This is a genomic window from Streptosporangium subroseum, assembly GCF_900188345.1.
GTDB lineage: Bacteria > Actinomycetota > Actinomycetes > Streptosporangiales > Streptosporangiaceae > Streptosporangium > Streptosporangium subroseum.
In genome coordinates this window covers 15097-37456 of the sequence record NZ_FZOD01000012.1, presented here as the reverse complement: position 1 = coordinate 37456, position 22360 = coordinate 15097, and the positions used below count along the sequence as shown (strand labels likewise).

Below are 22360 nucleotides of genomic sequence, written 5' to 3'. Positions count from 1 at the left end.
AGCGGTCTGCCCGCGTCACCGATGACAAAGGACAGGGCGTTCGCGACGCGTACCGGGTGCAGAGCCACCCGACGAGCCCCGATCAGTACGGCAATCCTCACGGAAGGGTGCTTATGGCGTTCACGGACTTGGGCGACGTGCGGCTGTTTCACACCGACGACGGTTCAGGAGACACGACGCTGCTGCTCGTCCACGGCCTGGGATCGGATTCCCACGAGTGGGTCCACCACATCCCCTCTCTCGCCAGGCAGTACCGGGTGATCGCGGTGGACGTGCGCGGACACGGTTACTCCTCCGCGCCGGAGTCCGGCAACACCCCGACGCAGATGGCCGACGACCTCGCCCTGCTCTGCGCCGCCCTCGGCGTGGAGTCGTGCGTCGCGATCGGTCACTCGATGGGCGGCCAGATCGTCTCCCATCTGGCCGTGGAGTACCCCTCTCTGATCAAGGCGCTGGTCACGGTCGACCCCGGGTACGGCTTCGCGGGCGCGAGGGCCCGCAACCTCCCCGCGATCATTGAGCGGATGCGCGAGGACACCCTGGCGGTCTGCCTGCGTAACGACGAGTGGACCTACTCCGCGGCGACCCCGGAGTGGTTGCGCGAGTGGCATCGGCGCCGGATCATCGCCACGCCCCCGCACGTGCTGCTCCAGGCGTTCGAGGCGATGTTCGACGGCCCGGACGCGCTCGGCCTGCGTCCCAACACCGAGGAATACCTGTCGCGCCGGACCTGCCCGGTGCTGACGTTCTGGTTCGACCCCGTCCAGGCGGCGTGGGAGGCGAGCCTGTTCAAGGATCCGCACTCCAAGGCCGTGGCCTGGGAGGGCAGCGGCCACCGACTGCACGAGGAACGTCCGGGGGAGTTCCTTGCCGTCGTCACCAACTGGCTAAGGAGACTGTCGTGAAGTTCTCGATCTTCCTGAACCCGCAGATCCCCGGTTCCGGATACTCCAGCGAGGAGAACGCGGTCGCCAAGCGGCCGATCGGGCGCGACGTCGAGTCCTATCAGGCGCTGCTTCACGAGGTCCGTGAGATCGCGATCCACGCCGACCGGATCGGCTTCGACGCGCTCATGATGACCGAGCACCACTTCCACTCCGAGGGCTTCGAGTTCTCGGTCAACCCGCTGATGTTCCTCACCGACCTGGCGGCCAGGACCGAGCGCATCCTGCTGGCCCCCCTGGGCATCGTGCTGCCTGCCTGGGACCCGATCCGGGCGGCCGAGGACGTGGCGCTGCTCGACCACTTCAGCAAGGGACGGCTCCGCTTGGGCGTGGCCCGCGGCTACCAGAACCGGTGGATGAACGTGCTCGGCCAGCGCTGGCAGGCCACCGCCGCCCGCTCCGACGGCTCCCGAACCGACACCCGCAACTTCGACGTCTTCGGCGAGGTCCTGAAGATCATGAAGATGGCGTGGACCCAGGACACCCTCCGCTACAAGTCCGACGTGCTCGACTACGAGGTGCCCGCGCCGTTCGACGGCATCGAGGGCTGGCCGGCGCTGGAGTGGACCCGGAAGTTCGGCGCGCCGGGCGAGGTAGACGACCAGGGCAGGATTCACGCGGTCTCGGTCGGGCCCAAGCCGTACCAGAATCCGTATCCGGAACTGTGGCAGCCGTTCACCATCTCCGACCGCTCGGTGATCCGGGCGGCGCAGGAGGACATCCTGCCGTGGATGTTCACCCCGAACCCGGACGAGCACGCCGCCAAGGCCAGGCTCTACCAGGAGGAGTCGGCCAAGTGCGGTCGTGACTACAAGCTGGGCGAGCACACGGGCATCCTCAAGATCATCGGCATGGCCGACACCCGCGAGGAGGCCATCGCCACCTACGGCAAGGGCATGCAGAAGGACTTCGCCGCCTTCTTCGGCCCGTTCGGCTACCTGGAGGTCCTCCGCAGGGAGGAGGACGACAGCCACAAGCCGATCAGCCCGGAGAAGGGCGACTACAAGCGCATGAACGAGGTCGAGATGGCCCTGCTCGGCAGTCCCGACGACGTCAAGCGCGGCATCCAGCGCATGCTCGACCGGATGCCCGACCTGGAGTGGTTCGGCCTGTTCATGCAGGGACAGCAGGGCGTCCTGCCGCTCGACACCGTCAAGCGGAACCTGGAACTGTTCGCCACCAAGGTCATCCCCGAGTTCTCCGGCTGATCCCCACCCCGGCCGGCCGTCCCGCGCAGGCGTCCGGGATCGGCATCTACCGGCCCGGCGTCCGGAGATGTCCCCCGGCTGCGCCGAGTGACATCTCTCGAAATTTCATCATTTCCAGGCTCGCGGAGGATCCATGCAGTTCTGGCTTGGAGCGTCGTTCGTCGAGACCGGCCAGTTCGTCGAACTGGCCAGGGCGTCGGAGCGCTGCGGCATCCACACGCTCACGTTGTCGGACCACATCTTCTACGCCGACTTCGACTCCCCCTATCCCTATTCGAAGACCGGCGTGCCCCGTTGGAACGCCGACACGCACTGGCCGGACGTGTGGGTGACGATCGGCGCGATGTCCGCGGTCACCTCGACCCTGCGCTTCGCCCCGAACGTCTACGTCGCCCCGGCCCGCGACCTGTTCAGCGTCGCCAAGCAGGTCTCCACGGCCGCCGTACTGTCCGGGGACCGGGTGACGTTCGGCGTCGGGGTCGGCTGGTGCAAGGAGGAGTTCGTCCAGACCGGCCAGGACTTCCACACCCGGGGCCGCAGGCTGGACGAGATGATCCCGGCCCTGCGCGAGCTCTGGGCGGGTGGGTCGGTCGAACACCACGGCGCCCACTTCGAGTACGGCCCGCTGTCGATCTCGCCCGTCCCCGCGGAGCCCGTGCCGTTTTTCGTCGGCGGCGACAGCGAGGCGGCGCTCCGCCGCGCGGCCCGGATCGGCGACGGCTGGATGGGCAACCGCGTCTATCCCGAGGAGCGGCTCGACGCGGTCATCGCCGACCTGCGGCGCTACCTGAGGGAGTACGGCAGGGCACAGGACGATCTGGACATCATCGCGCCCCTCGCGGTCATGCCCGACGCGGCCACCTACCGCCGCTTCGCCGACAAGGGCGTCACCGGGACGCTGATCGCGCCCTGGTGGCTGGCGACGCCGCAGGAGAAGGCGGAGCACGGCGACGGCATCGAGCTGAAGGTCGCCACCGTCGAACGATTCGCCGAGGAGGTCATCGCCAAGATTTGACGATGACCCGGCGTCTCATCGAATGAATCTTCACTGTGCGGTGACCGTGAGCCCGGGTGATGGGCAGCCGGTGCGCTCCACCCGTCCGACACCAAGGCGGCACCAGAACGACGCGGTAGCCTGGCGAAGTGCTGGAAGAGATCAGGGCCACCCGTTACGTAACGCCGCTGCGCGAGGGCGGGTCGCTTCCCGGGGTGATGGAGGCGGATGACCTCGGCACCTACGTCGTGAAATTCCGGGGTGCCGGGCAGGGCCGCCGGGTGCTCGTCGCCGAGATCGTCTGCGCCGAGCTGGCCAGGCGGCTCGGCTTTCGCACCCCCGAGCTGAAGGTGATCGACGTCGATCCGCAGCTCGGCGCCCGGGAGCCCGACGAGGAGATCCAGGATCTGCTCAAAGCCAGCACCGGACATAACCTGGCGATCGACTTCCTGCCCGCCGCGCTCGGCTTCGACCCGCTCACCTGGCCCCCCGACCCAGACTTCGCCTCCCGGCTGCTCTGGTTCGACGCGCTGATCCACAACGTGGACCGGAGCTGGCGCAACCCGAACCTGCTCCTCTGGCACGGCGACGTCTGGCTGATCGACCATGGCGCCGCGCTCTGGTTCCACCACAACTGGCCCACCGCCGACCCGCTGCGCGGCTACGATGCGAGCGATCACGTGCTGGCCCCCTTCGCCACCCGGGTGGCGGAGGTCGACGCCGAGTTCAGTGAGTTGATCACCCGGGATCTTCTGGACGGGGTGGTCGACGAGGTCCCCGACGAGTGGCTGGAGGACGAGCCGGGGTTCGACGGGGCGCAGGCCGTACGGCAGGCGTATGTCGAGCACCTGCTCGCCCGCGCGCAGGGGCCGCGCACCTGGCTGCCCGAGCCCTCGGTCACGCCCAGGCAAGAGAAGAAGACCGGCTCCGTGGGCGCGTTCTGGAAGGGCAACCGGTGAGAGACGTCTACGAGTACGCGGTGATCCGGGTCATCCCCCGCGTGGAGCGGGGCGAGCTGATCAACGCCGGGGTGCTGCTCTACTGCCAGCCACGGAGTTACCTGTGCGCGCGGGTGGAGCTGGACGAGGTACGGCTCCACGCGCTTGACGCCGGGGTGGACGTCGACGGGGTACGGCACGCGCTCGGTGCCTACCAGCGCTCTTGTACCGATGACGCGGGACCGCTGACCGGGGAGCCGCTGGGCAGCAGGTTCCGCTGGCTGACCGCCCCGCGCAGCACGATCGTGCAGACCGGCCCGGTTCACGCCGGTCTCACCGCCGACCCCGAGGCCGAGCTGGAACACCTGGTCACCCGGCTGGTACGCAGCCTCTAGACGAGAAGTTCCGAAGTATCGGCGCGGCTGATGGCTGGCTGCGCCGGGTTGACCGCTTGCGGCCCGCCCGTGAAGCGGACGCTTCGCTGGTGCGTCCGAAGCCCACCCCTGACCGCGTCCCCGAAAACCGCGAAACCGGCCACCGAACAAGACGAGGATGTCGAAGATCAGTTTGTGACGACCGACCTGGACACCCTCGTGACCGCACGCCACCTCAAGATCGACGACAAGATCGGAGGAACGCGACATGCCACACGTCTGTCTCACCGGCTCTCCTCGGCCACCGCCTTCGACAGGGCCGTCTCGAGGTCGTCCGCGCCGGCCAGTGACTCGGTCAGCCGTTCCCCTTCTGCGACGTCCGGGGACATCTCACGGACGCGGGTCAACAGCTCGCCCGCCCGCTCGCGGTCGGAGAGTACCAAGGCTATTTCCGCGCGGTAGAGGAGCGCTTCGATGAGGTCCACGCTCGGCGTGTCCTGCGCTCGTGCCAGCGCGCCGTCGAGGATCTTGGCGGCCTGCCGGTGATCGCCGTGGGAGTCGCCCATGACGACGGCGTTCTGCAGTGCCGTGGCGAGTCTGCCGGTCGGGGGTTCCTCCTGGATCGCGTCCTTGGACGAGGGGAAGATCCGGATCCAGTTCCCTCCCGGATCGACGATCGTGAACCCGGCGAGGTTGTCGGAGTTCTTCCGTTTCCTGGGCCTGGTCATCCTGGGGATCCCGGAGATCAGGAGCTTGCCGTACGTGGATCGCATGCCCTCGGCGAAGGCGCTGAAGAGAGCTCCGGTATCGGGGACGGTGATGATGCAGGTGCCGTAGGAGTCTTCCGGGTTGAAGCCCGGCATGGTGAAGAAGTGCAGATGGATGTCCTCCCGCCGTAGGGCGAGGTACGGGTTCGGGCGAACCTGGTGGTAGGTCCTGGTGAAACCCAGCGCGGTGTAGAACTCCTCGATCTCGTCGATCGATCGGCAGGGCAGTGCCGGCACGGTCGTCTCGTTGGCCATGTCACTCTCCGGATGAGCACTAGTCAAATTGTACTATTGCCGGATTCGAGTGTATCGGCGAATGAACGGCGGCGCTCTCCGAATTATCGTGTATCCGCGCGGGAACCCCGGCGAACGAGGATCCGTGGCCGGCCGCGCCGGCCACCCGCGCCAGGGGCGGGCCGGTGGCCTCGTGGGAGCCGACGGCGCGACGCGGCCTCCCTTAGGAGGTGTGTGCGCCTCTTTCCAGGCGTTCGATCAGGCCGCGGGTCCACTCGGCGCCGCTGCCGGAGAAGTGCGTCCAGAGCCGCATGATCTCGGTGATCGGCTCCCCGTCCCGGGAGTCGGCGCCGTCGGGCGTCCAGTGGCGAGCGACCTCCGCCCGCCAGCCGTCGAGTGCCGCCACCCGTTCCTTGAGCAGCGCGATCACCTCTTCCCGGGGCAGGCAGGTGAGGAAACCCACCCCGGCCGTCAGCTCGTCGATCTTCTGGTCGTGCCTGGCCAGGGCCGTACGCAGCAGGCTCAGGAACTCCGCGTCACCTTCATCGGTGAGCTCGTACTCCGTTCGCGGCGGTCCGCCCGCGGCGCTCGGCGCGATCTCGTGGGCGCGCAGCAGCCCTTGTTTGGCCATCTGCCTGAGCGCGTGGTAGATCGAGCCGGGCTTGGCCGTGGACCACTCGTGCGCGCCCCAGCTCTCCAGGTCGCTGCGCACCTGGTAACCGTGCGCCCGGCCGCGTTCGCGGATGGCCCCGAGCACCAGCAGCCGGATGGCCGACACCCCTGCTCCCACCTCCGAACGATCGGTAACCAGATTTTACTGGACGAGAAGTTCCGAAGTGATCAGTGGTCGGGTGATCGGTGCGCCGGTCTTGTTGTCGTGCCAGATCGCCGCGGCCATCGCGAGAATGCGCTGGGCGACGCGGACGGCGACGCCCTCGAAGGTCCGCCCGCCATGCTGTTCCAGGTCGGGCGGGCCGCAAGCGGTCAGCCCGGCGCAGCCAGCCATCAGCCGCGCCGATGCTTCGGAACTTCTCGTCTAGGGTCTGTTCCGAGTTGAGATCACGCGGTGGGTTGGAAGCCGTCCCCAGCCACCTGACACCTCACCTGGTCATCTGGGCGAGTCCGTGGCTTGACCACCGAGCGGGTCACCTCGGCTCGGGCGTGACGCGGAGATGTGCGACCACCGGTGGAGGGACGCCGCTTCTCGCGTTGTCCCTCCACCGGTGGGGATCAGGCGGACTCGATGGGCAGGCCGGCGCCGGCCCAGTCCTCTATGCCCTCGCGGTACTTACGGACGTTGGTGTAGCCGAGGGCGGTGAGCCGGTCGGCGACCTGTCCGCTGTTGGGGCATGCCGGGTTGGAGCAGTAGGTGACGATCGCGGCGTCGAGGTCGGGGAGCAGGGAGGGCGCCAGGTTGTCGACCTCGTCCCTGACCAGCGCGAGGGCGCCGGGCAGATGCTGCTGTGCGTAGTAGTCGCCGCCGAGTGCGTCGACAACGGTCACGGTGCCCGCGTCGATCTCTGCCTGCAGCTCGTTTCGGGTGATGAGTGCGGTCATGCCACTGCCTCCAAGACAATTGGACTATAGTCCGGTTGTGGCTCATGACAATAACGGACCGCAGTCCGATTCTGCAATGCCGTTGGAACTGCTGCGCACACCACCCCCCAAGGAGCGGGTGGACGCGGCACGTAACCGGGCTGCGGTGCTGAAGGCCGCAGCCCGGCTGTTCGCCGAACAGGGCGTAGAGGCGGTGTCCATGGACCAGGTGGCCGCGGCCGCCGGCGTCGGCAAGGGCACCTTGTTCCGCCGGTTCGGCGACAAGTCCGGATTGGCCGCCGCTCTGCTGGACGCCCGGGAGCGTGTGCTGCAGGAGGCGATCCTGCATGGACCGCCACCACTCGGCCTCGGAGCAGCAGCCGACGAGCGGCTCGCCGCGTTCGTCGACGCCTACTTCGACTATCTGCTGGAGCACCTGGATCTGATCCGGATGTCGGAGACCGCGGCCCCCGGGGCCCGATACCGGATCGGGGCCTACCGGTTCTGGCACCGCCACCTGGCGATCCTGCTCAGCGCCACGCCCGACCCCGAACACGCCGCCCATGCCGTGCTGGCCGCCTTGTCGGCCGAGCACATAACCGCACTCCTGCCGGAGCTGGGTGAAAAGCGGATACGCGCCGGCCTTCTCCGCCTCGCGCGTTCGGCGATGCAACGTCCCGGACGGTGAGCCAAGGCCCAGCCCACCCCGCGAACCCGCGCGAATCCTCAGCGTCTCGCCCGGGTTCGCCGGCAGGTCTCGTTCGGCTGCCGGGCCGTTGACGACCATGAACGGCCGGACATGCGAGAACGGCCCTCGCACCGCGTTTCCACCGGTGAGAGAGCCGTTTCTACCGGTGTGTCAGGTGCGGGATCTGAACCCGCGCAGGCTGAGCCGACGGTTTTATGGGCCGTGTCCGCCCTTGGGCAGGGTCGGCCGGCGCCGAGGGCTTCAGAAGAGCACCGACATGAAGGTACCGACCTCTTTGAATCCGGCCTTGCGATAGGCCGCCCTGGCCGGGAGGTTGTAGTCGTTGACGTACAGCGAGACCACCGGCGCGAAGCAGTCGAGCGCGTGCTTGACCACCGCGGCCATACCGGCCACCGCGTGTCCACGGCCCCGCAGGTCGGGGTGGACCCACACGCCCTGGATCTGGCAGGCGAGCGGGGTCACCGCGCCGATCTCGGCCTTGAAGACGACACGACCGTCCTCGATCCGCGCGTAGGATCTGCCGATCCTGATCAGCTCGGCGACCCGGGAGCGATAGAGGGCGCCGCCGTCCCCCGCGTCCGGGGAGACGCCCACCTCCTCGGTGAACATCGCCACACAGGCGGGGAGCAGGGTCTCGAACTCCTCGGGCCGGACCCTGCGGACCAACGGGTCGATCGGGACCGGGGAAGGCCCGGTGGCCACCATCACCGGTTGCGCCCATCGGATCGCACGGGCGGTGCCCCAGTAGGGTGCGAGCCGCTCCCAGAGCAGCTCCACCACGTCGGACGGGCCGACGATCGAGGAGCAGCGGCGGCCCTGCTTGCGGGCGCGGTCGGCGAAGGCATGGACGGCGTCTGGGCCGGCGTTCACCGGGACCAGGTTGGCCCCGGCGTAGCAGAGGGAGGTCAGGCCACCGCGCGGCCCGAATCCCCACATCTGGCCACCAAGCCTGGCCGGATTGAGCCCGACGGAACGGACCCTGGAAGCGACGAAGACGTTACCGACGGGATCGGCGTCGAGAAGCGCCAAAACCTCGTCACGATCGTTGTCGTCGAGCACGCGCGACGCCGTTGTGCGCAGCATCACCCGTTTAGCCTACGCGACCCCCTCGATTTTGGCAGGAACCAACACAGAGCCTCTCATCTACCCGTTAAACCCGGATCCCGCCGTCATGGCTTGGAGAGCGCGGGAACGGGCACCGGCGCGGGAGTGCCCGCACAGCGGGCGTCCGGGCCTTTGGCCGCGTGTCCGGCCGCACCGGGCAGGGTGCCGTCCTTGAGATAGGCGGCCAGACGCCGGTCCACGCAGCGGTTCCCCGCGAGAGAGACCCCGTGGTTACCGGTGGGCACGACCAGCAACCGGGCGCTGTCGAACAGCTTGCGCATCCGCACGGCCCCGACGTACGGCGTGGCGGCGTCACGCTCGGCCTGGACAAGCATGATCGGCGGCAACTTCTTGCTGCCCTGGATCTTCACCGGTGTGCCGGACTTCTCGGGCCAGAACGCGCACGGCGCGTTGTACCAGGCGTTGGTCCAGGTCAGGAAGGGCGCCTTGGCGTGCAGCTTGGTCGTGTCGGTCCGCCACCGGGCCCAGTCACGCGGCCAGACGGCGTCGTGACACTGCACTCCGAGATAGACCGCGTAGTTGTTCTCGTCGTCGGCGTCGTTCAGAGCGTGCTGGCGGTAGGCGCTGAGCAGGAGGGCCGTCTCGTCCTTCTTCACGTAGGCGGAGAACGCCTTGGCGAGTTGCGGCCAGATGACGTCGGAGTAGCCGCCGACGGTGTAGACGTCGTCCAACTCGCTCGGGCCCACCACCCCCGCGGCCGGGCGGGTGCGCAGCCGCTCCCGCATGGCGTACCAGGCGAAGGAGACCGCCTTCTCCGTTGAGCCGAGCCTGTAGACCCGGTTGTGACGGGCCGTCCACCTCAGGAAGTCTCGGTGCCGCCGGTCGAAGGTGGCGTCCTGAATGAGATTGGAGCCGTACCAGACCTGCCGGGGGTCCACCACGCTGTCCAGGACGAGTCGCTTGACCCGGTCGGGGAAGAGCGTGGCGTAGACCGCGCCGAGGTAGGTGCCGTAGGAGTAACCCAGGTAGCTGATCTTGGACTCGCCCAGTGCCGCCCTGATCGCGTCGAGGTCTCTGGCGGAGTTCTCGGTGCTTATGTGGGGCAGCAGCCAGCCCCATCGGTCACCGCACGCCGTGGCGTACTGGCGGGCCCGGTCGATCAGGGCGGACTCCTCCTGCCTGTTCGCCGGCACGTGGTCGAGACCGGGCGCCCTGTAGTACGTCTCGAAGTCCATGCACTTCATCGCGGGCTCGCTGTGCCCCACCCCGCGAGGGTCAAAGCCGATCACATCGAACCTGTCGGCCAGGTTGGCGGGAAGGCCCGCGGCCACCGTCTTGGCCAGGCTCCGGCCGGACGCCCCGGGGCCCCCGGGATTGACCAGCAGCGCGCCCAGGTGGTCTCGCGAGGTCTTTCCCTTGATCCGATTCAGGGCGATGCCGATGGTCTGATCCGGGTTGCTGTAGTCGAGCGGCACCCTCAGGGTGGCGCACTCCTCCCTGCTGCCCGCCGACTCGGCGGGGGCGGGCGAATTCCCGGGCGACGCGGACTTGCTCTCCTTCTCGCAGGGCCCCCAGACCAACGCGGCCCGTTCCTGGGCCGTGGCTCCCTGTGGAACTCCGGCGACGGCCAGCATCCCGATGCCGACGACAATTCCGACAAGCCTCTTCACGGTGGAATCCCCCCTACTTATACGGCAGAGGCGATGGTCTCCCGTGCGATGCACGACCCACCCGCGACACAACCAGATGCTTACCAATGTGTAGTCAAGTGATTGCCATGTGTAAGCATACGGCGATGGCCACGGCAAACGGTTTCATCGAAAGACCTACCGGCTGCAGGTAACAACAGTGCGGGCCCGCGCAGAGGCGCGGGCCCGCACTGTGTGGAATTCTTCGGATTCGCCCGCGGGGAGCGCTTCACCTCGGAGTGTCACCGGAGGCGCCGTCGACCAGCGGTCCCCGACGGGGCCTCCGAGCCTTGACCGGGTCGGCTCAGGGGCAGGTGCTGCTCCTGATCGCGGAGAACCCGGTCGGCCTCGGGGCGGAGCCGCTAACGGACGATGACCTGGGGACCGGGAGCGTCGTCGTCGTCCAGGTCGACGTCGACGCCCATCTTTTCGGCCAGGCGCAGGGCCTCCTCGATCAGGGTCTCGACGATCTGGGACTCGGGAACGGTCTTGATGACCTCACCCTTGACGAAGATCTGGCCCTTGCCGTTGCCCGAGGCGACCCCGAGATCGGCCTCACGGGCCTCGCCGGGACCGTTGACGACGCAGCCCATCACCGCGACGCGCAGCGGCACCTTCAGTCCCTCAAGCCCGGCCTGGACCTGCTCGGCCAGCGTGTACACATCCACCTGGGCCCGCCCGCAGGAGGGACAGGAGACGATCTCCAGACCACGCTCACGCAGGTTCAGCGACTCCAGGATCTGGTTGCCGACCTTGACCTCCTCCACCGGCGGCGCCGACAACGACACCCGGATGGTGTCGCCGATCCCCTCGGCCAGCAACGCACCGAACGCCACCGCGGACTTGATCGTGCCCTGGAAGGTCGGGCCCGCCTCGGTGACGCCGAGGTGGAGCGGGTATTCGCACTGGGCCGCCAGCAGCCGATAGGCCTGGATCATCACGACCGGGTCGTTGTGCTTGACCGAGATCTTGATGTCGCGGAAGTCGTGCTCCTCGAACAAAGAGCACTCCCACAGCGCCGATTCCACCAGCGCCTCGGGGGTGGCCTTGCCGTACTTGGCCAGCAGGCGGGGATCCAGCGAGCCGGCGTTGACGCCGATCCGGATCGGCACCCCGTGGTCGGCGGCGGCCCGGGCGATCTCCCCGACCTTGTCGTCGAACTTCTTGATGTTGCCCGGATTGACCCGGACCGCCGCGCAGCCCGCCGCGATCGCGGCGAAGACGTACTTGGGCTGGAAGTGGATATCGGCGATCACCGGGATCTGCGACTTGCGCGCGATGGTGGCCAGCGCGTCGGCGTCGTCCTGGGTGGGCACGGCCACCCGCACGATCTGACAGCCCGACGCGGTCAACTCGGCGATCTGTTGGAGCGTTGCATTGATATCGGCGGTGACCGTGGTGGTCATCGACTGCACGGAGACCGGCGCGTCCCCACCCACCGGAACGGAACCGACCATGATCTGACGAGATTTACGTCGCTCGGCGATCGGCCTGGTCCTGACGGACGGGATCCCGAGAGCAACAGAAGTCATTTTCAACCCTTGAGAGTCGGAGACGCTCCCAGTCTAGGCAGTCATGGTGAGCTCCCGTGCCCTTACCCGTGCCCAAGTGTCCGCATCGAGCACCTCGGCGACCGAACCGGCCGCGGTGACGGTGTGTTCGGAGACCACCGCGGCCACGGTGTCCACGATCGCGAGGAACGGCAGCCGACCGGCCATGAAGGCCTCCACGCAGACCTCGTTGGCGGCGTTGTAGACGGCCGGGGCCGTTCCGCCCGCGGAACCGACGTGGCGGGCCAGCGCGACGGAGGGGAAGGCCTCGTCGTCGAGCGGTTCGAAGGTCCAGGTGTGGGCCCTGGTCCAGTCGACCGAGGGGGCGGCGTCGGCGATCCGCTCCGGCCAGCCGAGTGCGAGCGCGATGGGCAGCCGCATGTCGGGCGGGCTGGCCTGGGCGATGACCGAGCCGTCCACGAACTCCACCATCGAGTGAATGACCGACTGCGGATGGACCACGACGTCGATCCGGTCGAAGCCGATGTCGAAGAGCAGATGCGCCTCGATGACCTCCAGGCCCTTGTTCACGAGCGTGGCGGAATTCACCGTGATGACCGGGCCCATCGACCAGGTGGGGTGGGCCAGGGCCTGCTCCGGGGTCACGTCGCCGAGCTCCGAACGCGATCTGCCGCGGAAGGGGCCGCCACTCGCGGTGACGAGCAGGCGGCGCACGGCCGACGCGGCGGGACCGGTGGGGCTGGCGGCCCACAGGCACTGGGCGAGCGCGGCGTGCTCGGAGTCGACCGGGATCAGCTGCCCCGGCTTGGCCAGGCGCTTCACCAGCGGCCCCCCGATGATCAGGGACTCCTTGTTGGCGAGGGCGAGCACCCTGCCCGCTTCCAGCGCGGCCAGCGTCGACGTCAGCCCCAGCGCGCCGGTGATGCCGTTGAGCACGATGTCGGACGGCCAGGCCGCGGCCTCGGCGACCCCTTCGGGCCCGGCGAGCACCTTGGCGGTCACGCCGTGCGCGGCCAGCGCCGCCCGCAGCGCGGGCACGGCGTCGGCGTCGGCGACGGCGACCGCGTCGGGCCGGAACTCGGCCGCCTGGCGAGCCAGCAGGTCGATCCGGCCACCTCCCGCGGCGAGCGCCGCCACCCGGAAACCGCCGGGGTTACGGGCGATGACATCAAGGGACTGGGTCCCGACGGAGCCGGTCGAGCCCAGCAGGACGACGGAACGAACGGTGTCTGACTGCACCGCACCATTCTCTCGGCTGACGTCCAGCTGTCCAATCGGACCAAAATCTGTAAGGCGTGGAACGCGCGATGAAAGGCGCTATTTAAGTCCGAATCTACCTATATCAATAGTTGTAAAGCCGGAGAAATACGGATACGTAGCGCACTAGCTTCCCGAAACAGCATCAGGTCTCGGGAGGTACAAATGCGTCGCACGGCACACTTGGTCCCCATTCTCACCCTCGTCGCGGGCAGCGCTCTGCTCTCCACGGCGGTCGCGCACGGCGCCGGCGCGAGCACCGTCGGCACCGCCGCGGGCACGACCACGGGCGCCGCCGCCGCGCCCGCCGCCCCCAAGCCGGTCGAGGAGGAGGCCGCCGACACGAAGACCGAACAGAAAACGGTCCAGCACTACTGGACCGAGGCGAAGATGGAGGCGGCCCAGCCGCTCGACACCCTCGCCCCCAAGAAGGAGGGCATCCGGCTCGCCGCGGCGGCGATCGCGGCTCAGACCGCGGCCGACCCCGTCTCCGTCCCCGCGACCTCACCGGACGGCGACACCGTCGCGGTCGCCCGGGGATCCGCGTTCGCACGCGCCTCCACCGGAGCGCGGTGGACCCGCGGTGGAGCGATCGCGAAAACCGTCGGGCGGGTCTTCTTCGTCTATCAGGGCCGCAACGCCTCTTGCTCCGCGAATGCCGTGACCAGCGAGAACAAGAGCACCGTGATCACGGCCGGGCACTGCGTGAGGATGGGCGGCGCCTTCCACGACAACTGGGTGTTCGTGCCGGGTTACCAGGACGGCGACCGTCCGTACGGCACGTGGGTGGCGACCACCCTCTACACCACCCCGCAGTGGAACAACAGTGAGGACATCAACTACGACGTGGCCGCCGCCGTGGTGGCGCCGCTGAACGGCAAGTCGCTGACCGACGTGGTCGGCGGCCAGGGCGTCTCCTTCAACCAGTCCCGGCGGCAGCAGATGCACTCCTTCGGCTACCCGTCGGCCAGTCCCTACGACGGCTCCAAGCTGATCTACTGCAGCGGGCGGGCCTTCGACGACATCCTGATGTCCCGTGACATCGGCATGAACTGCAACACGACCGGCGGATCAAGCGGCGGGCCCTGGTTCCTCAACTTCAACGAGAGCACCGGCCTGGGCACCCTGAACTCGGTGAACAGCTTCAAGTACAACTTCGCCACCGGATGGATGTTCGGCCCCTATTTCGGGACCGACGCGCGAGCCGTCTACCAGGCCGCGCAGAGCACCGGCACTCCCTAGAAGATTTACCTAAAGTAGTCGCAAGAACACATGCGGTAGTGCAAACTCGGGATTCATGACCCCGAGCCTCCCCCTGCTTGCGACTGCTTCGCTCGTCGCCGGGTTGCTGTGCGCCCCCATGATCGGCGCCACGGCCACGGAGCACAGGCAGCAGGCCGCAGACACTCCCACCCAGCCCGTCCAGCCCGCGGGGAAGGCCTCGGTCGCCGTCCCCGGCAGACCAGACGTCGTCGAGCACATGACCGCCCCCGGCACCTCGGACCGGCGTCGTGTGCTCAGCTACTGGACCCCTCGCCGGATGGCGGGCGCCGTCCCGATCGATCCGCTCGGGACGGTGACCGGGATGCTGGGGAGACTCACCATCCCGGCCGGTCCGCCCAGGGCGGCGACCGGGATGTCAGGGCGGCCCACCAGACCCACCGCCCCGGCCGGTCCGCTCGGGCTCACCGCCGGGATTCCCCGACAGCCCACCGTCCCGAATCGCCTGTCCAAAGCGGCGATCGAGATGGCCAAGTGGCCCGCCGTCCCGGCCGGCCACCGGGTCGCCCCCGCCGGAGAGGCCCGCGGACACCTGCGCGGTTCCGCGGCCCGCATCAGCGGGGCCCGCTGGAACGCGGGCGGCTCCGTGGCCCGCACCACGGGACGGGTCTTCCTCACCCTCGGCGGAACGGACTTCGTGTGCTCGGCGAGTTCGGTCAAGGGGGCCAACCGGGATCTCGTGGTGACCGCCGGGCACTGCGTCAAGGACGGCACCGGTGCGTGGGCCGACAACTGGATCTTCGTCCCCGGCTATGACGCGGGGCGTCAGCCCTACGGGCAGTTCACCGCGCGCCGCATGTTCGTCGCGGGTTCGTGGTCGCGCAGCGCGGACGACAGCCACGACGTCGGCATGGTGGCGGTCAACCCGAGGAACGGCACGCACCTGGGCGACGCCGTGGGCGGCCAGGACATCACCTTCGGCGCGCCCAGGGGACGCCAGACCTACGGCTTCGGCTTTCCCGCCGATTCGCCCTACAACGGCGAGCACCTGGTCTACTGCGCCGGTTCGCTCCGCGACGACCCCAACGACCAGACCAACGACCAGGGCCTGCGCTGCGACATGACCGCCGGGTCCAGCGGCGGCCCCTGGCTGAGCGGCTTCGACCCCGCCACCGGGCGCGGCACGCTCACCTCGGTGAGCAGTTTCAAATACAGCGACGACCGCCGCACCATGTACGGGCCGTACTTCGGCGAGTCGGCCAAGCAGCTCTACGCCACCGCCCAGAACTCGTAACCCCACGGGGGCGGCAGGAGAGGGCGTGGATCAACGATTCGCAAAGCGGGATGATCAGGTTTTCAAGGATCAAGACGGCGCCTCACGGAGTGGCACCACATAAACCGGGGCAGGTCATCACGGGGGGAGTCGACGATGTCGGCTGCAGGATTAACGATCTGCACCATCGGCTCAGAAACGCCCCGATCGTTGACCGCAGCCGTCGTTCGGATGCAGGTCGTCTGGCAAGGTGACCACCTTTCATCAGGCGGTCCCAGCGACCACCGTCAGCGGTCTTCGGACATCCGTGATCCTCAGAAAGGCATCACCATGAAGATTGAGAAGAGCAAGATCGTTGAGATGCTCCGCTCCCGTGGCGACAACGCCCTGGCGCAGCAGGCCGACAAGCAGCTGCCCCCGCAGATCGACACCGACCAGCACATGGAGCAGCTGAGCAAGCTTGGCCTGAACCCTCAGGACCTCACCAAGCTCGCCGGTGGCCTGCTCGGGCACTGATCCTGGATCTTGGGCAGAGTCACCCCGTGACCACGGTGGTTCACAGGCGAGCCTGATGAACCCGGTCCGGTGGTGGAGCCCGCTGGCACCGGACGGGCTGCAGACCGTCCGGTGGCTCATCGAGGATCCCCGGCACCGGCCGGGGTGGGCACGCAGGACAGGACCCACCCCCGCTCAGTGATCGGCAGCGGTTTTTCAGAGAGCTCAGAGGGTCAGGCCGGTGAGGACCATGACCTTCTCGTAGGTGAAGTCGGCCATGGCCGAGCGGAGGCCCTCGCGGCCGGATCCCGACTCCTTGACCCCGCCGTAGGGCATCTGGTCGGCGCGGTAGGACGGGACGTCGCCGATGATCACACCACCGGCCTCGATCTCCCGGTTGGCCCGGAAGGCGTTGTCCAGGCTGCGGGTGAACACCCCTGCCTGCAGGCCGTACCTGGAGTCGTTGACCGCGGCGAACGCCTCGTCCACCCCGGACACGGTCTGAATGATCATCACGGGGCCGAAGACCTCCTCGCGGGAGACCTTGGCGTCCCGCGGCACGTCGGTGAGGACGGTCGGCGCGACGGTGGCGCCGTCGCGGGTGCCGCCGGTCAGGAGGCGGGCGCCGGCGGCGACGGCCTCGTTGACCCACTGCTCCACCCGCTCGGCGGCCGCGACCGAGACCAACGGCCCGACCTGCGTCTTCTCGTCGGCGGGATCTCCGGTGACCAGGGCCTCGACGGCCGGAACCAGTCTGGACACGAAGTCGTCGTGCACGGACTCCTCGACGATCACCCGCTGGACCGCGATGCAACTCTGTCCGGCCTGGTAGTTGGAGAACAGCGCCACCCGCGAGGCGGCCCAGTCGAGATCGGCGTCGGCGAGCACGACCGCGGCGGCGTTGCCGCCGAGTTCCAGGGTGACGTGCTTGCGCGGGACGCGATCCATGATCGCGTAGCCGACCGGGCTGGAGCCGGTGAAGGAGACGACCGGCAGGCGCGGGTCGTCGACCAGGTCGGCGGCACGGTCGTTGGGCACCGGAAGCACGGAGAACATGCCCTCGGGCAGTCCGGTCTCGGCCAGGATCTCACCCAGCACCAGCGAGGAGATCGGCGTCGCCGGAGCGGGCTTGATGATGATCGGGGCGCCGACCGCGATGGCCGGGGCGACCTTGTGGGCCACCAGGTTGAGCGGGAAGTTGAACGGCGCGATCGCCAGGATTGGGCCGTGCGGGACGCGCGAGATGTAGGCGAGGCGGCCGGTGGCGGCGGCCTCGGTGTCCAGGCGCATGGTCTCGCCACCCTGGCGGCGGGTCTCCTCGGCGGCGAACCGGAAGGTGGAGATCGCGCGGTTGACCTCACCGCGGGCCCAGAAGATCGGTTTACCGTTCTCCGCCGTGATCAGGTGGGCAATCTCGTCGGCGCGCTCGGCCAGACGGCGCGAGACGTGGGCGAGCGCCTCGGCCCGCACGTGGATCGGGAGCGCGGCGGCCTCCTTCCGCACGGCCGCGGCGGCGGCGACGGCCTCGGCGACCTGACTCTCGGTCGGCACGGAGCAGACGGCGACGACACTGCCGTCATACGGGTTGGTCACGGTCAGCTCGGCGTCCCCGGAGGTGGGGCGACCGGCGAGCCAGAAGGGGCGCACGTCCATGGCCCCGACGGTATGCCACGTGCCCGGACGTGGCGTTGCTCCACTTCGCATAAGAGATCTGCACCGGCGCGCCGTTACGCATAAAACAGCCTCCCGCCCGGCCCTGTAACAAAAACATGGGCATTAGGGGATATTCCTTACACGGCGCCGGTTTGAATCATCTCCAGCGTGGCTAAGTCATCGAAGGAACTTTGAGACGGAAGGGCGTGGGCGCATGACCTCCTCGGCGCCGCGCGGCCTTCAGGGTGCCTATCTACTGGGCGAACGAGCCTCGCAGGACGAGCTCCGCGGAAAGCTGCTCGACGTCGCCAGCCAGCTTCTCGTCACCATCGGGCCCGAGAGCCTGTCGATGCGCCGCATCGCCACCGAGGCCGGATGCTCGACGACCGTCATCTACACCATGTTCGGCAGCAAGGAAGGGCTCGCCGAGGCGCTCTACCTGGAGGGCTTCGAACGGTTCCGGCGCCGCCTGGAGGCCGTGCCCCCGCGTAAGAACGCCCTTGAGCACCTCAGCGCGCTCGGTCCCGCCTACCGGGACGCCGCTCTGGCCGAGCCCGGCTACTACGCCCTGATGTTCGAGCGGGCGATCCCGGGCTTCGCGCCGAGCGAGCGGGCCAGGACGCTCGCCCGTGCCGCGCTCAACGTCCTCGACCGGGTGATCGCCGACTGCATCTCGGCGGGATACATCATCCCGATCCAGCCCAGGAAGATCGCCGACGCCCTGTGGGCCGCAGCCCAGGGCGCGATCAGCCTTGAGCGCGCCGGGCACCTGCGTGACAGCGGCACCTACGACGCGGTCACCCGCGCCACCGTCTCCCGCTACCTGGCCGACAAGTCCTGATTCGGCATTGGGCTCGCCGAGACGCTCTGTCCCTCCCGCGCGCCTCGATCTGCCGTCCGGCGCGGGCCGCACCATCGTGATCCGTTCGCCCCGTCCCGGCCCCCGAGCATCCCGATCACGCCTCAGACCCCGCGGTCTGCCCCGGTTCGTGGCGTGAGGACCGTTCAGTCCGCCACGGCCAGCGCGACCCACAGCTCGGCGCGGACCGCCGGATCGTCGAGGTCCCGGCCGAGGAGTTCGGCGGCGCGGCGCATGCGGTAGCGCAGGGTGTGCCGGTGCACCCCGAGCCGTTGGGCCGCCGCGTCCCAGTGGCCGTTGCATTCCAGGTAGGCGCGGAGAGAGGCCAGCAGGTCCGCGCGGGAGCCGTGCTCCCTGAGCGGGGCGAGCAGCGCGGAGGAGAACGCCGCGGTCACGTCGGGGTCGAGCAGGGACATCAGACTCTGTCCCGCGAGGTCGGCGAAGCGCATGACCGGCACGGCCCCGCGTCTGGCCGAGGCGAGTGCCCGATCCGCCTGCTCGAGTCCGGTGCGCAGGTCTTCGGGACTCACCGTGGCGCCGACCCCGAGCGGGCCGTGATCCCGGAGCGCCGAGACCACGGTGTCAGCCCTGCCCGCCGGGACGACGAGGACCACCCTGCCCTCGTCGGCCGCCGCGAACTCGTTGCCCCCGGCCTCCAGAACCGCCTCCCCATCCCCCCCGGCGGCGATCACCACCAGCGGCCCGCAGGGGAAACCGTCGCCCAGCCGCTCCAGCGTCTCCCTCCCGGCCTGCACCTGCCCGGCCAGCAGCAACCGGAGCACCGCGGAGCGGACCCGGCGCTCGGCGGCCAGATGTTCCCCGCCGTGCTCGATGGCGAGCGTCAGCAGGGACCCCGCGGCGTTGACCACGGTGTGCGCGACCGGCGTGAAGGGCCGCTCCAGGCCGACCGCGAAGAAGCCCCTGATCCGGCGGGCTCCGAGCGGCTGCACGATGACGTGCTCCAGCGGCGTGGAGAGCGCCAGGCTCGTGGGCGCACCCCTGCCCTCGGACTTCCTCAGACGCTCCAGCTCGGGACGGAGGCCCTCGGCGGCGACGGCCGCGCCCCTGCCTGTCGCATGCCGTACGGCTCCCGCCTCGTCGAGCAGGAGCGCCCAGCCTCCGAGCTCGCGGGCAAGACGGTCGATCACCGCCTGCGGACCCTCGGGGCGGAGGGCGGCGCGGGTGAGACGGCCCTGAGCCGCGAAGGCGCGGCTGATCTCGTCGTACTGCTCGGCGGCGAGCAGCTCGCTGACCACCTTGCCGATCGCGACGAACGGGGTGTCTCGCGGTACCTCGATCAGCGGCAGCCCGGCCCGCGCCGCGGCGTCCACCAACGCGGCCGGGATCTTCTCGTGTCCGAGGCCGATGCCGAAGCCGAGCCCGGTGACCTCCCTGCCGACCAGCCGGTCGACGTAGGATCCGGCGTTGCGGGCGTCGAGGCGCATGCCCGTCGTGAGGACCAGCTCGGCGCCCTCCAGGAACGGGGTCGGATCCTCCAGCTCGCTGACCGCCACCCAGCGCACCGGCCGGTCGAGCGCGTCCTGTCCCGAGAGCACGCCGAGCTTGAGCGACAGGCGTCGTACAACGGTGCGGAGCGTCGGTGCCACGACCACCCCCGTTTGTACGTTACGGCCAGTGTGTTCCCTACAACTTTGCCATAGTGCAGCATCGGCACACCGACACGCGCGACATACCGTCACACCATGAGCACCGTCATCGCGGGCGGCCCCTCGCTTCCTCAGGAGCGCCGCGTCGTCACCGAGATCCCCGGCCCGAAGTCTCGCGAACTGTTCGCGCGTAAGCAGGCCGCCGTCCCACCCGGCATCGGCACCACGCTGCCGGTCTTCGTGACGCACGCCGGCGGCGGTGTCGTCGTCGACGCCGACGGCAATTCGCTGATCGACTTCGGCTCCGGCATCGCGGTGACCAGCGTCGGCAACTCCGCCCCGCGCGTGGTCGAGCGGGTGCGCAAGCAGGTCGCGGACTTCACCCACACCTGTTTCATGGTCACCCCGTACGAGTCCTACGTCGAGGTCTGCGAGAAGCTCAACCGGCTCACCCCCGGCGACCACGAGAAGCGCACCTTCCTGCTCAACAGCGGCGCCGAGGCCGTGGAGAACGCGGTGAAGGTCGCCCGTCACGCCACGGGCCGTCAGGCGGTCGTCGTGTTCGACCACGGCTACCACGGCCGGACCCTGCTGACGATGTCGCTGACGGCCAAGAACATGCCGTACAAACACAGGTTCGGCCCGTTCGCCCCCGAGATCTACCGGGTACCGCTGGCCTACCCGTTCCGCTGGCCCACGGGCCCGGAGAACTGCGCCGAGGAGGCCGCGGCCCAGGCGATCGACCAGATCACCAAGCAGATCGGCGCGGAGAACGTCGCCGCCGTGGTGATCGAGCCCATCTCGGGCGAGGGCGGTTTCATCGAACCCGCCAAGGGCTTCCTGCCGAAGATCGCGGAGTTCTGCCGGGAGAACGGCATCGTCTTCATCGCCGACGAGGTGCAGACCGGCTTCTCCCGCACCGGCGACCTGTTCGCCTGCGAGGACGAGGGCATCGTGCCCGACATCATCGTCACCGCCAAGGGCATCGCGGGCGGCCTTCCCCTGGCCGCCGTCACCGGCCGCGCCGAGATCCTCGACAAGGTCCACGTGGGCGGGCTGGGCGGCACCTACGGCGGCAACCCGCTTGCCTGCGAGGCTGCTCTGGGCGTGCTGGAGACCATCGAGGCCGACGACCTGACCGGCAAGGCCCGTCGCATCGGCGAGATCATGCTCCCCCGGCTGCGCTCCATCGCCGAGAAGACCCCCGCGATCGGCGACGTGCGCGGCCGCGGCGCCATGATCGCCATTGAGCTGATCGTTCCCGGCACCAAGGATCCGCACCCCACCGCGGCGGCAGAGATCGCCAAGAAATGCCATGCCGAGGGACTGCTGGTTCTGACCGCCGGCACATACGGCAACGTCCTGCGATTCCTTCCCCCATTGGTCATGCCCGACCACCTATTGGAAGAGGGCCTGGCAATTCTGGAGAAGGCGATCAGCGAGGTATGACGGTTTAGACCCCCTCGTAAGGGGCACCCGGCTTGTGCCGAGTGCCCCTTTTTGCCGTTGTACGGCACCGATAAAGGAAGCAATTTAACCACCGCTTGACACCCACCAAAGCGATCACACGCCCTATCGGCGTTATAACGGTTCCGATACGAGAGTGCGCGATCAGGACGGGAAGCGTGATGAACTGGGGGCCCACGAGAACGGCACGAGGCATGATGACGTTCGACCCTGAGGGGCTGAGCCGCACTCAGTGCGAGGGTGACGCCTGCGTGGCCTGCCACAAGAAATGGCCGCGTCCGCGGATCAGGATCGGCCGTCTACCCGACAACAGAGCTCTGTTCGCCTGCCCGGAATGCGCGGACGCGCTCCTCCCGGAGTCACAGACGAACGTCCATCCCTTCCCCCGGCGCGTGGCCTTCTTCTGAGACGACCTTTCAGGGAAACGGCAGAACGCACAAATAGTAGAAGACATAAGAAAAAGAGCAGGAGAAGACAAATGTGCCCTCCCCCGCCGGAGAGGGGAAGGGCACGGAGCGTTCCGGCGGCTACCCGGTGAAACCGATGGCCGTCCGGTCCTT

Annotated in this window: 21 protein-coding genes; 11 read left to right on the top strand and 10 right to left on the bottom strand. The window is 68.7% G+C overall.

Translation table 11 applies throughout. The annotated features are described in order from the left end of the window. Positions 1-113 precede the first annotated feature (113 nt). From CHC08_RS14655 to CHC08_RS14635, 5 genes are all read left to right on the top strand, one after another. On the top strand, positions 114-905 hold the full coding sequence (locus tag CHC08_RS14655; RefSeq protein ID WP_089207824.1) for an alpha/beta fold hydrolase: 792 nt from the start codon (positions 114-116) through the stop codon (positions 903-905). Beyond that, positions 902-2152 carry an LLM class flavin-dependent oxidoreductase gene (locus CHC08_RS14650; RefSeq protein WP_089207823.1) on the top strand — a complete coding sequence of 417 codons (1251 nt, stop codon included), beginning with the start codon at positions 902-904 and terminating at the stop codon, positions 2150-2152. Before CHC08_RS14655 ends, CHC08_RS14650 begins: the two co-directional genes overlap by 4 nt. Before the next feature lie 133 nt (positions 2153-2285). After that, positions 2286-3167, top strand: a complete 882-nt coding sequence (locus CHC08_RS14645; protein ID WP_089207822.1) for a TIGR03619 family F420-dependent LLM class oxidoreductase — start codon at positions 2286-2288, stop codon at positions 3165-3167. Between the two features lie 128 nt (positions 3168-3295). Then, on the top strand, positions 3296-4105 hold the full coding sequence (locus CHC08_RS14640) for a HipA family kinase (RefSeq protein ID WP_089207821.1): 810 nt from the start codon (positions 3296-3298) through the stop codon (positions 4103-4105). Continuing rightward, positions 4102-4479, top strand: a complete 378-nt coding sequence (locus CHC08_RS14635) for a DUF3037 domain-containing protein (protein ID WP_179282045.1) — start codon at positions 4102-4104, stop codon at positions 4477-4479. The genes CHC08_RS14640 and CHC08_RS14635 overlap by 4 nt, the downstream gene beginning before the upstream one ends. Positions 4480-4742: 263 nt before the next feature. On the opposite strand, the gene CHC08_RS14630 is transcribed toward CHC08_RS14635, so the two are convergent. The 4 genes from CHC08_RS14630 to CHC08_RS14615 all read right to left on the bottom strand — a co-directional run bounded on the left by CHC08_RS14630 (position 4743) and on the right by CHC08_RS14615 (position 7016). Next, positions 4743-5480, bottom strand: coding sequence for a hypothetical protein (locus CHC08_RS14630; RefSeq protein ID WP_089207820.1), 738 nt, complete (start codon positions 5478-5480; stop codon positions 4743-4745). 202 nt (positions 5481-5682) lie between these two features. After that, the gene (locus CHC08_RS14625) at positions 5683-6249 is read right to left on the bottom strand and encodes a PadR family transcriptional regulator (RefSeq protein ID WP_338055677.1); all 567 of its coding nucleotides are present in this window, start codon (positions 6247-6249) and stop codon (positions 5683-5685) included. A gap of 24 nt (positions 6250-6273) precedes the next feature. Then, the gene (locus CHC08_RS14620) at positions 6274-6465 is read right to left on the bottom strand and encodes a hypothetical protein (RefSeq protein ID WP_089207818.1); all 192 of its coding nucleotides are present in this window, start codon (positions 6463-6465) and stop codon (positions 6274-6276) included. Positions 6466-6689: 224 nt separating this feature from the next. Further along, on the bottom strand, positions 6690-7016 hold the full coding sequence (locus tag CHC08_RS14615) for a rhodanese-like domain-containing protein (RefSeq protein WP_089207817.1): 327 nt from the start codon (positions 7014-7016) through the stop codon (positions 6690-6692). 76 nt (positions 7017-7092) lie between these two features. Here CHC08_RS14615 and CHC08_RS14610 point away from each other — a divergent pair, with 76 nt between their 5' ends. Continuing rightward, positions 7093-7683: a TetR/AcrR family transcriptional regulator gene (locus CHC08_RS14610; protein WP_179282044.1), complete on the top strand. Its 591-nt coding sequence runs from the start codon at positions 7093-7095 to the stop codon at positions 7681-7683. 261 nt (positions 7684-7944) lie between these two features. On the opposite strand, the gene CHC08_RS14605 is transcribed toward CHC08_RS14610, so the two are convergent. From CHC08_RS14605 to dxr, 4 genes are all read right to left on the bottom strand, one after another. Then, positions 7945-8787, bottom strand: coding sequence for a GNAT family N-acetyltransferase (locus CHC08_RS14605; protein WP_089207816.1), 843 nt, complete (start codon positions 8785-8787; stop codon positions 7945-7947). Positions 8788-8873: 86 nt separating this feature from the next. Beyond that, positions 8874-10439, bottom strand: a complete 1566-nt coding sequence (locus CHC08_RS14600; RefSeq protein ID WP_089207815.1) for an alpha/beta hydrolase — start codon at positions 10437-10439, stop codon at positions 8874-8876. Between the two features lie 380 nt (positions 10440-10819). Next, positions 10820-11989: a flavodoxin-dependent (E)-4-hydroxy-3-methylbut-2-enyl-diphosphate synthase gene (ispG, locus tag CHC08_RS14595; RefSeq protein WP_089207814.1), complete on the bottom strand. Its 1170-nt coding sequence runs from the start codon at positions 11987-11989 to the stop codon at positions 10820-10822. A gap of 33 nt (positions 11990-12022) precedes the next feature. Further along, the gene (gene dxr / locus CHC08_RS14590) at positions 12023-13207 is read right to left on the bottom strand and encodes a 1-deoxy-D-xylulose-5-phosphate reductoisomerase (RefSeq protein WP_089207813.1); all 1185 of its coding nucleotides are present in this window, start codon (positions 13205-13207) and stop codon (positions 12023-12025) included. 183 nt (positions 13208-13390) lie between these two features. Between dxr and CHC08_RS14585 the strand changes: the two genes are divergently transcribed. The 3 genes from CHC08_RS14585 (at position 13391) to CHC08_RS14575 (ending at position 16235) form a co-directional block, all read left to right on the top strand. Continuing rightward, complete coding sequence (locus CHC08_RS14585; RefSeq protein WP_089207812.1) at positions 13391-14467, top strand: trypsin-like serine peptidase; 1077 nt, start codon at positions 13391-13393, stop codon at positions 14465-14467. Between the two features lie 55 nt (positions 14468-14522). Continuing rightward, positions 14523-15740 (top strand): trypsin-like serine peptidase, encoded by a 1218-nt coding sequence (locus CHC08_RS14580; protein WP_245878320.1) that lies wholly within the window; start codon positions 14523-14525, stop codon positions 15738-15740. 309 nt (positions 15741-16049) lie between these two features. Then, on the top strand, positions 16050-16235 hold the full coding sequence (locus CHC08_RS14575; protein WP_089207811.1) for a hypothetical protein: 186 nt from the start codon (positions 16050-16052) through the stop codon (positions 16233-16235). 204 nt (positions 16236-16439) lie between these two features. On the opposite strand, the gene CHC08_RS14570 is transcribed toward CHC08_RS14575, so the two are convergent. After that, a complete protein-coding gene (locus CHC08_RS14570; RefSeq protein ID WP_089207810.1) occupies positions 16440-17867 on the bottom strand; it encodes an aldehyde dehydrogenase family protein in 1428 nt (475 codons plus the stop codon). Positions 17868-18081: 214 nt separating this feature from the next. On the opposite strand from CHC08_RS14570, the gene CHC08_RS14565 reads away from it, so the two are divergent. Next, entirely contained in the window at positions 18082-18708 is a 627-nt protein-coding gene (locus tag CHC08_RS14565) for a TetR/AcrR family transcriptional regulator (RefSeq protein ID WP_089207809.1), read from the top strand. Positions 18709-18872: 164 nt separating this feature from the next. On the opposite strand, the gene CHC08_RS14560 is transcribed toward CHC08_RS14565, so the two are convergent. Next, entirely contained in the window at positions 18873-20333 is a 1461-nt protein-coding gene (locus CHC08_RS14560) for a PucR family transcriptional regulator (RefSeq protein ID WP_089207955.1), read from the bottom strand. A 96-nt stretch (positions 20334-20429) separates the two neighbouring features. Here CHC08_RS14560 and gabT point away from each other — a divergent pair, with 96 nt between their 5' ends. Further along, entirely contained in the window at positions 20430-21782 is a 1353-nt protein-coding gene (gene gabT, locus CHC08_RS14555; protein ID WP_089207808.1) for a 4-aminobutyrate--2-oxoglutarate transaminase, read from the top strand. Positions 21783-22360: the final 578 nt, after the last annotated feature.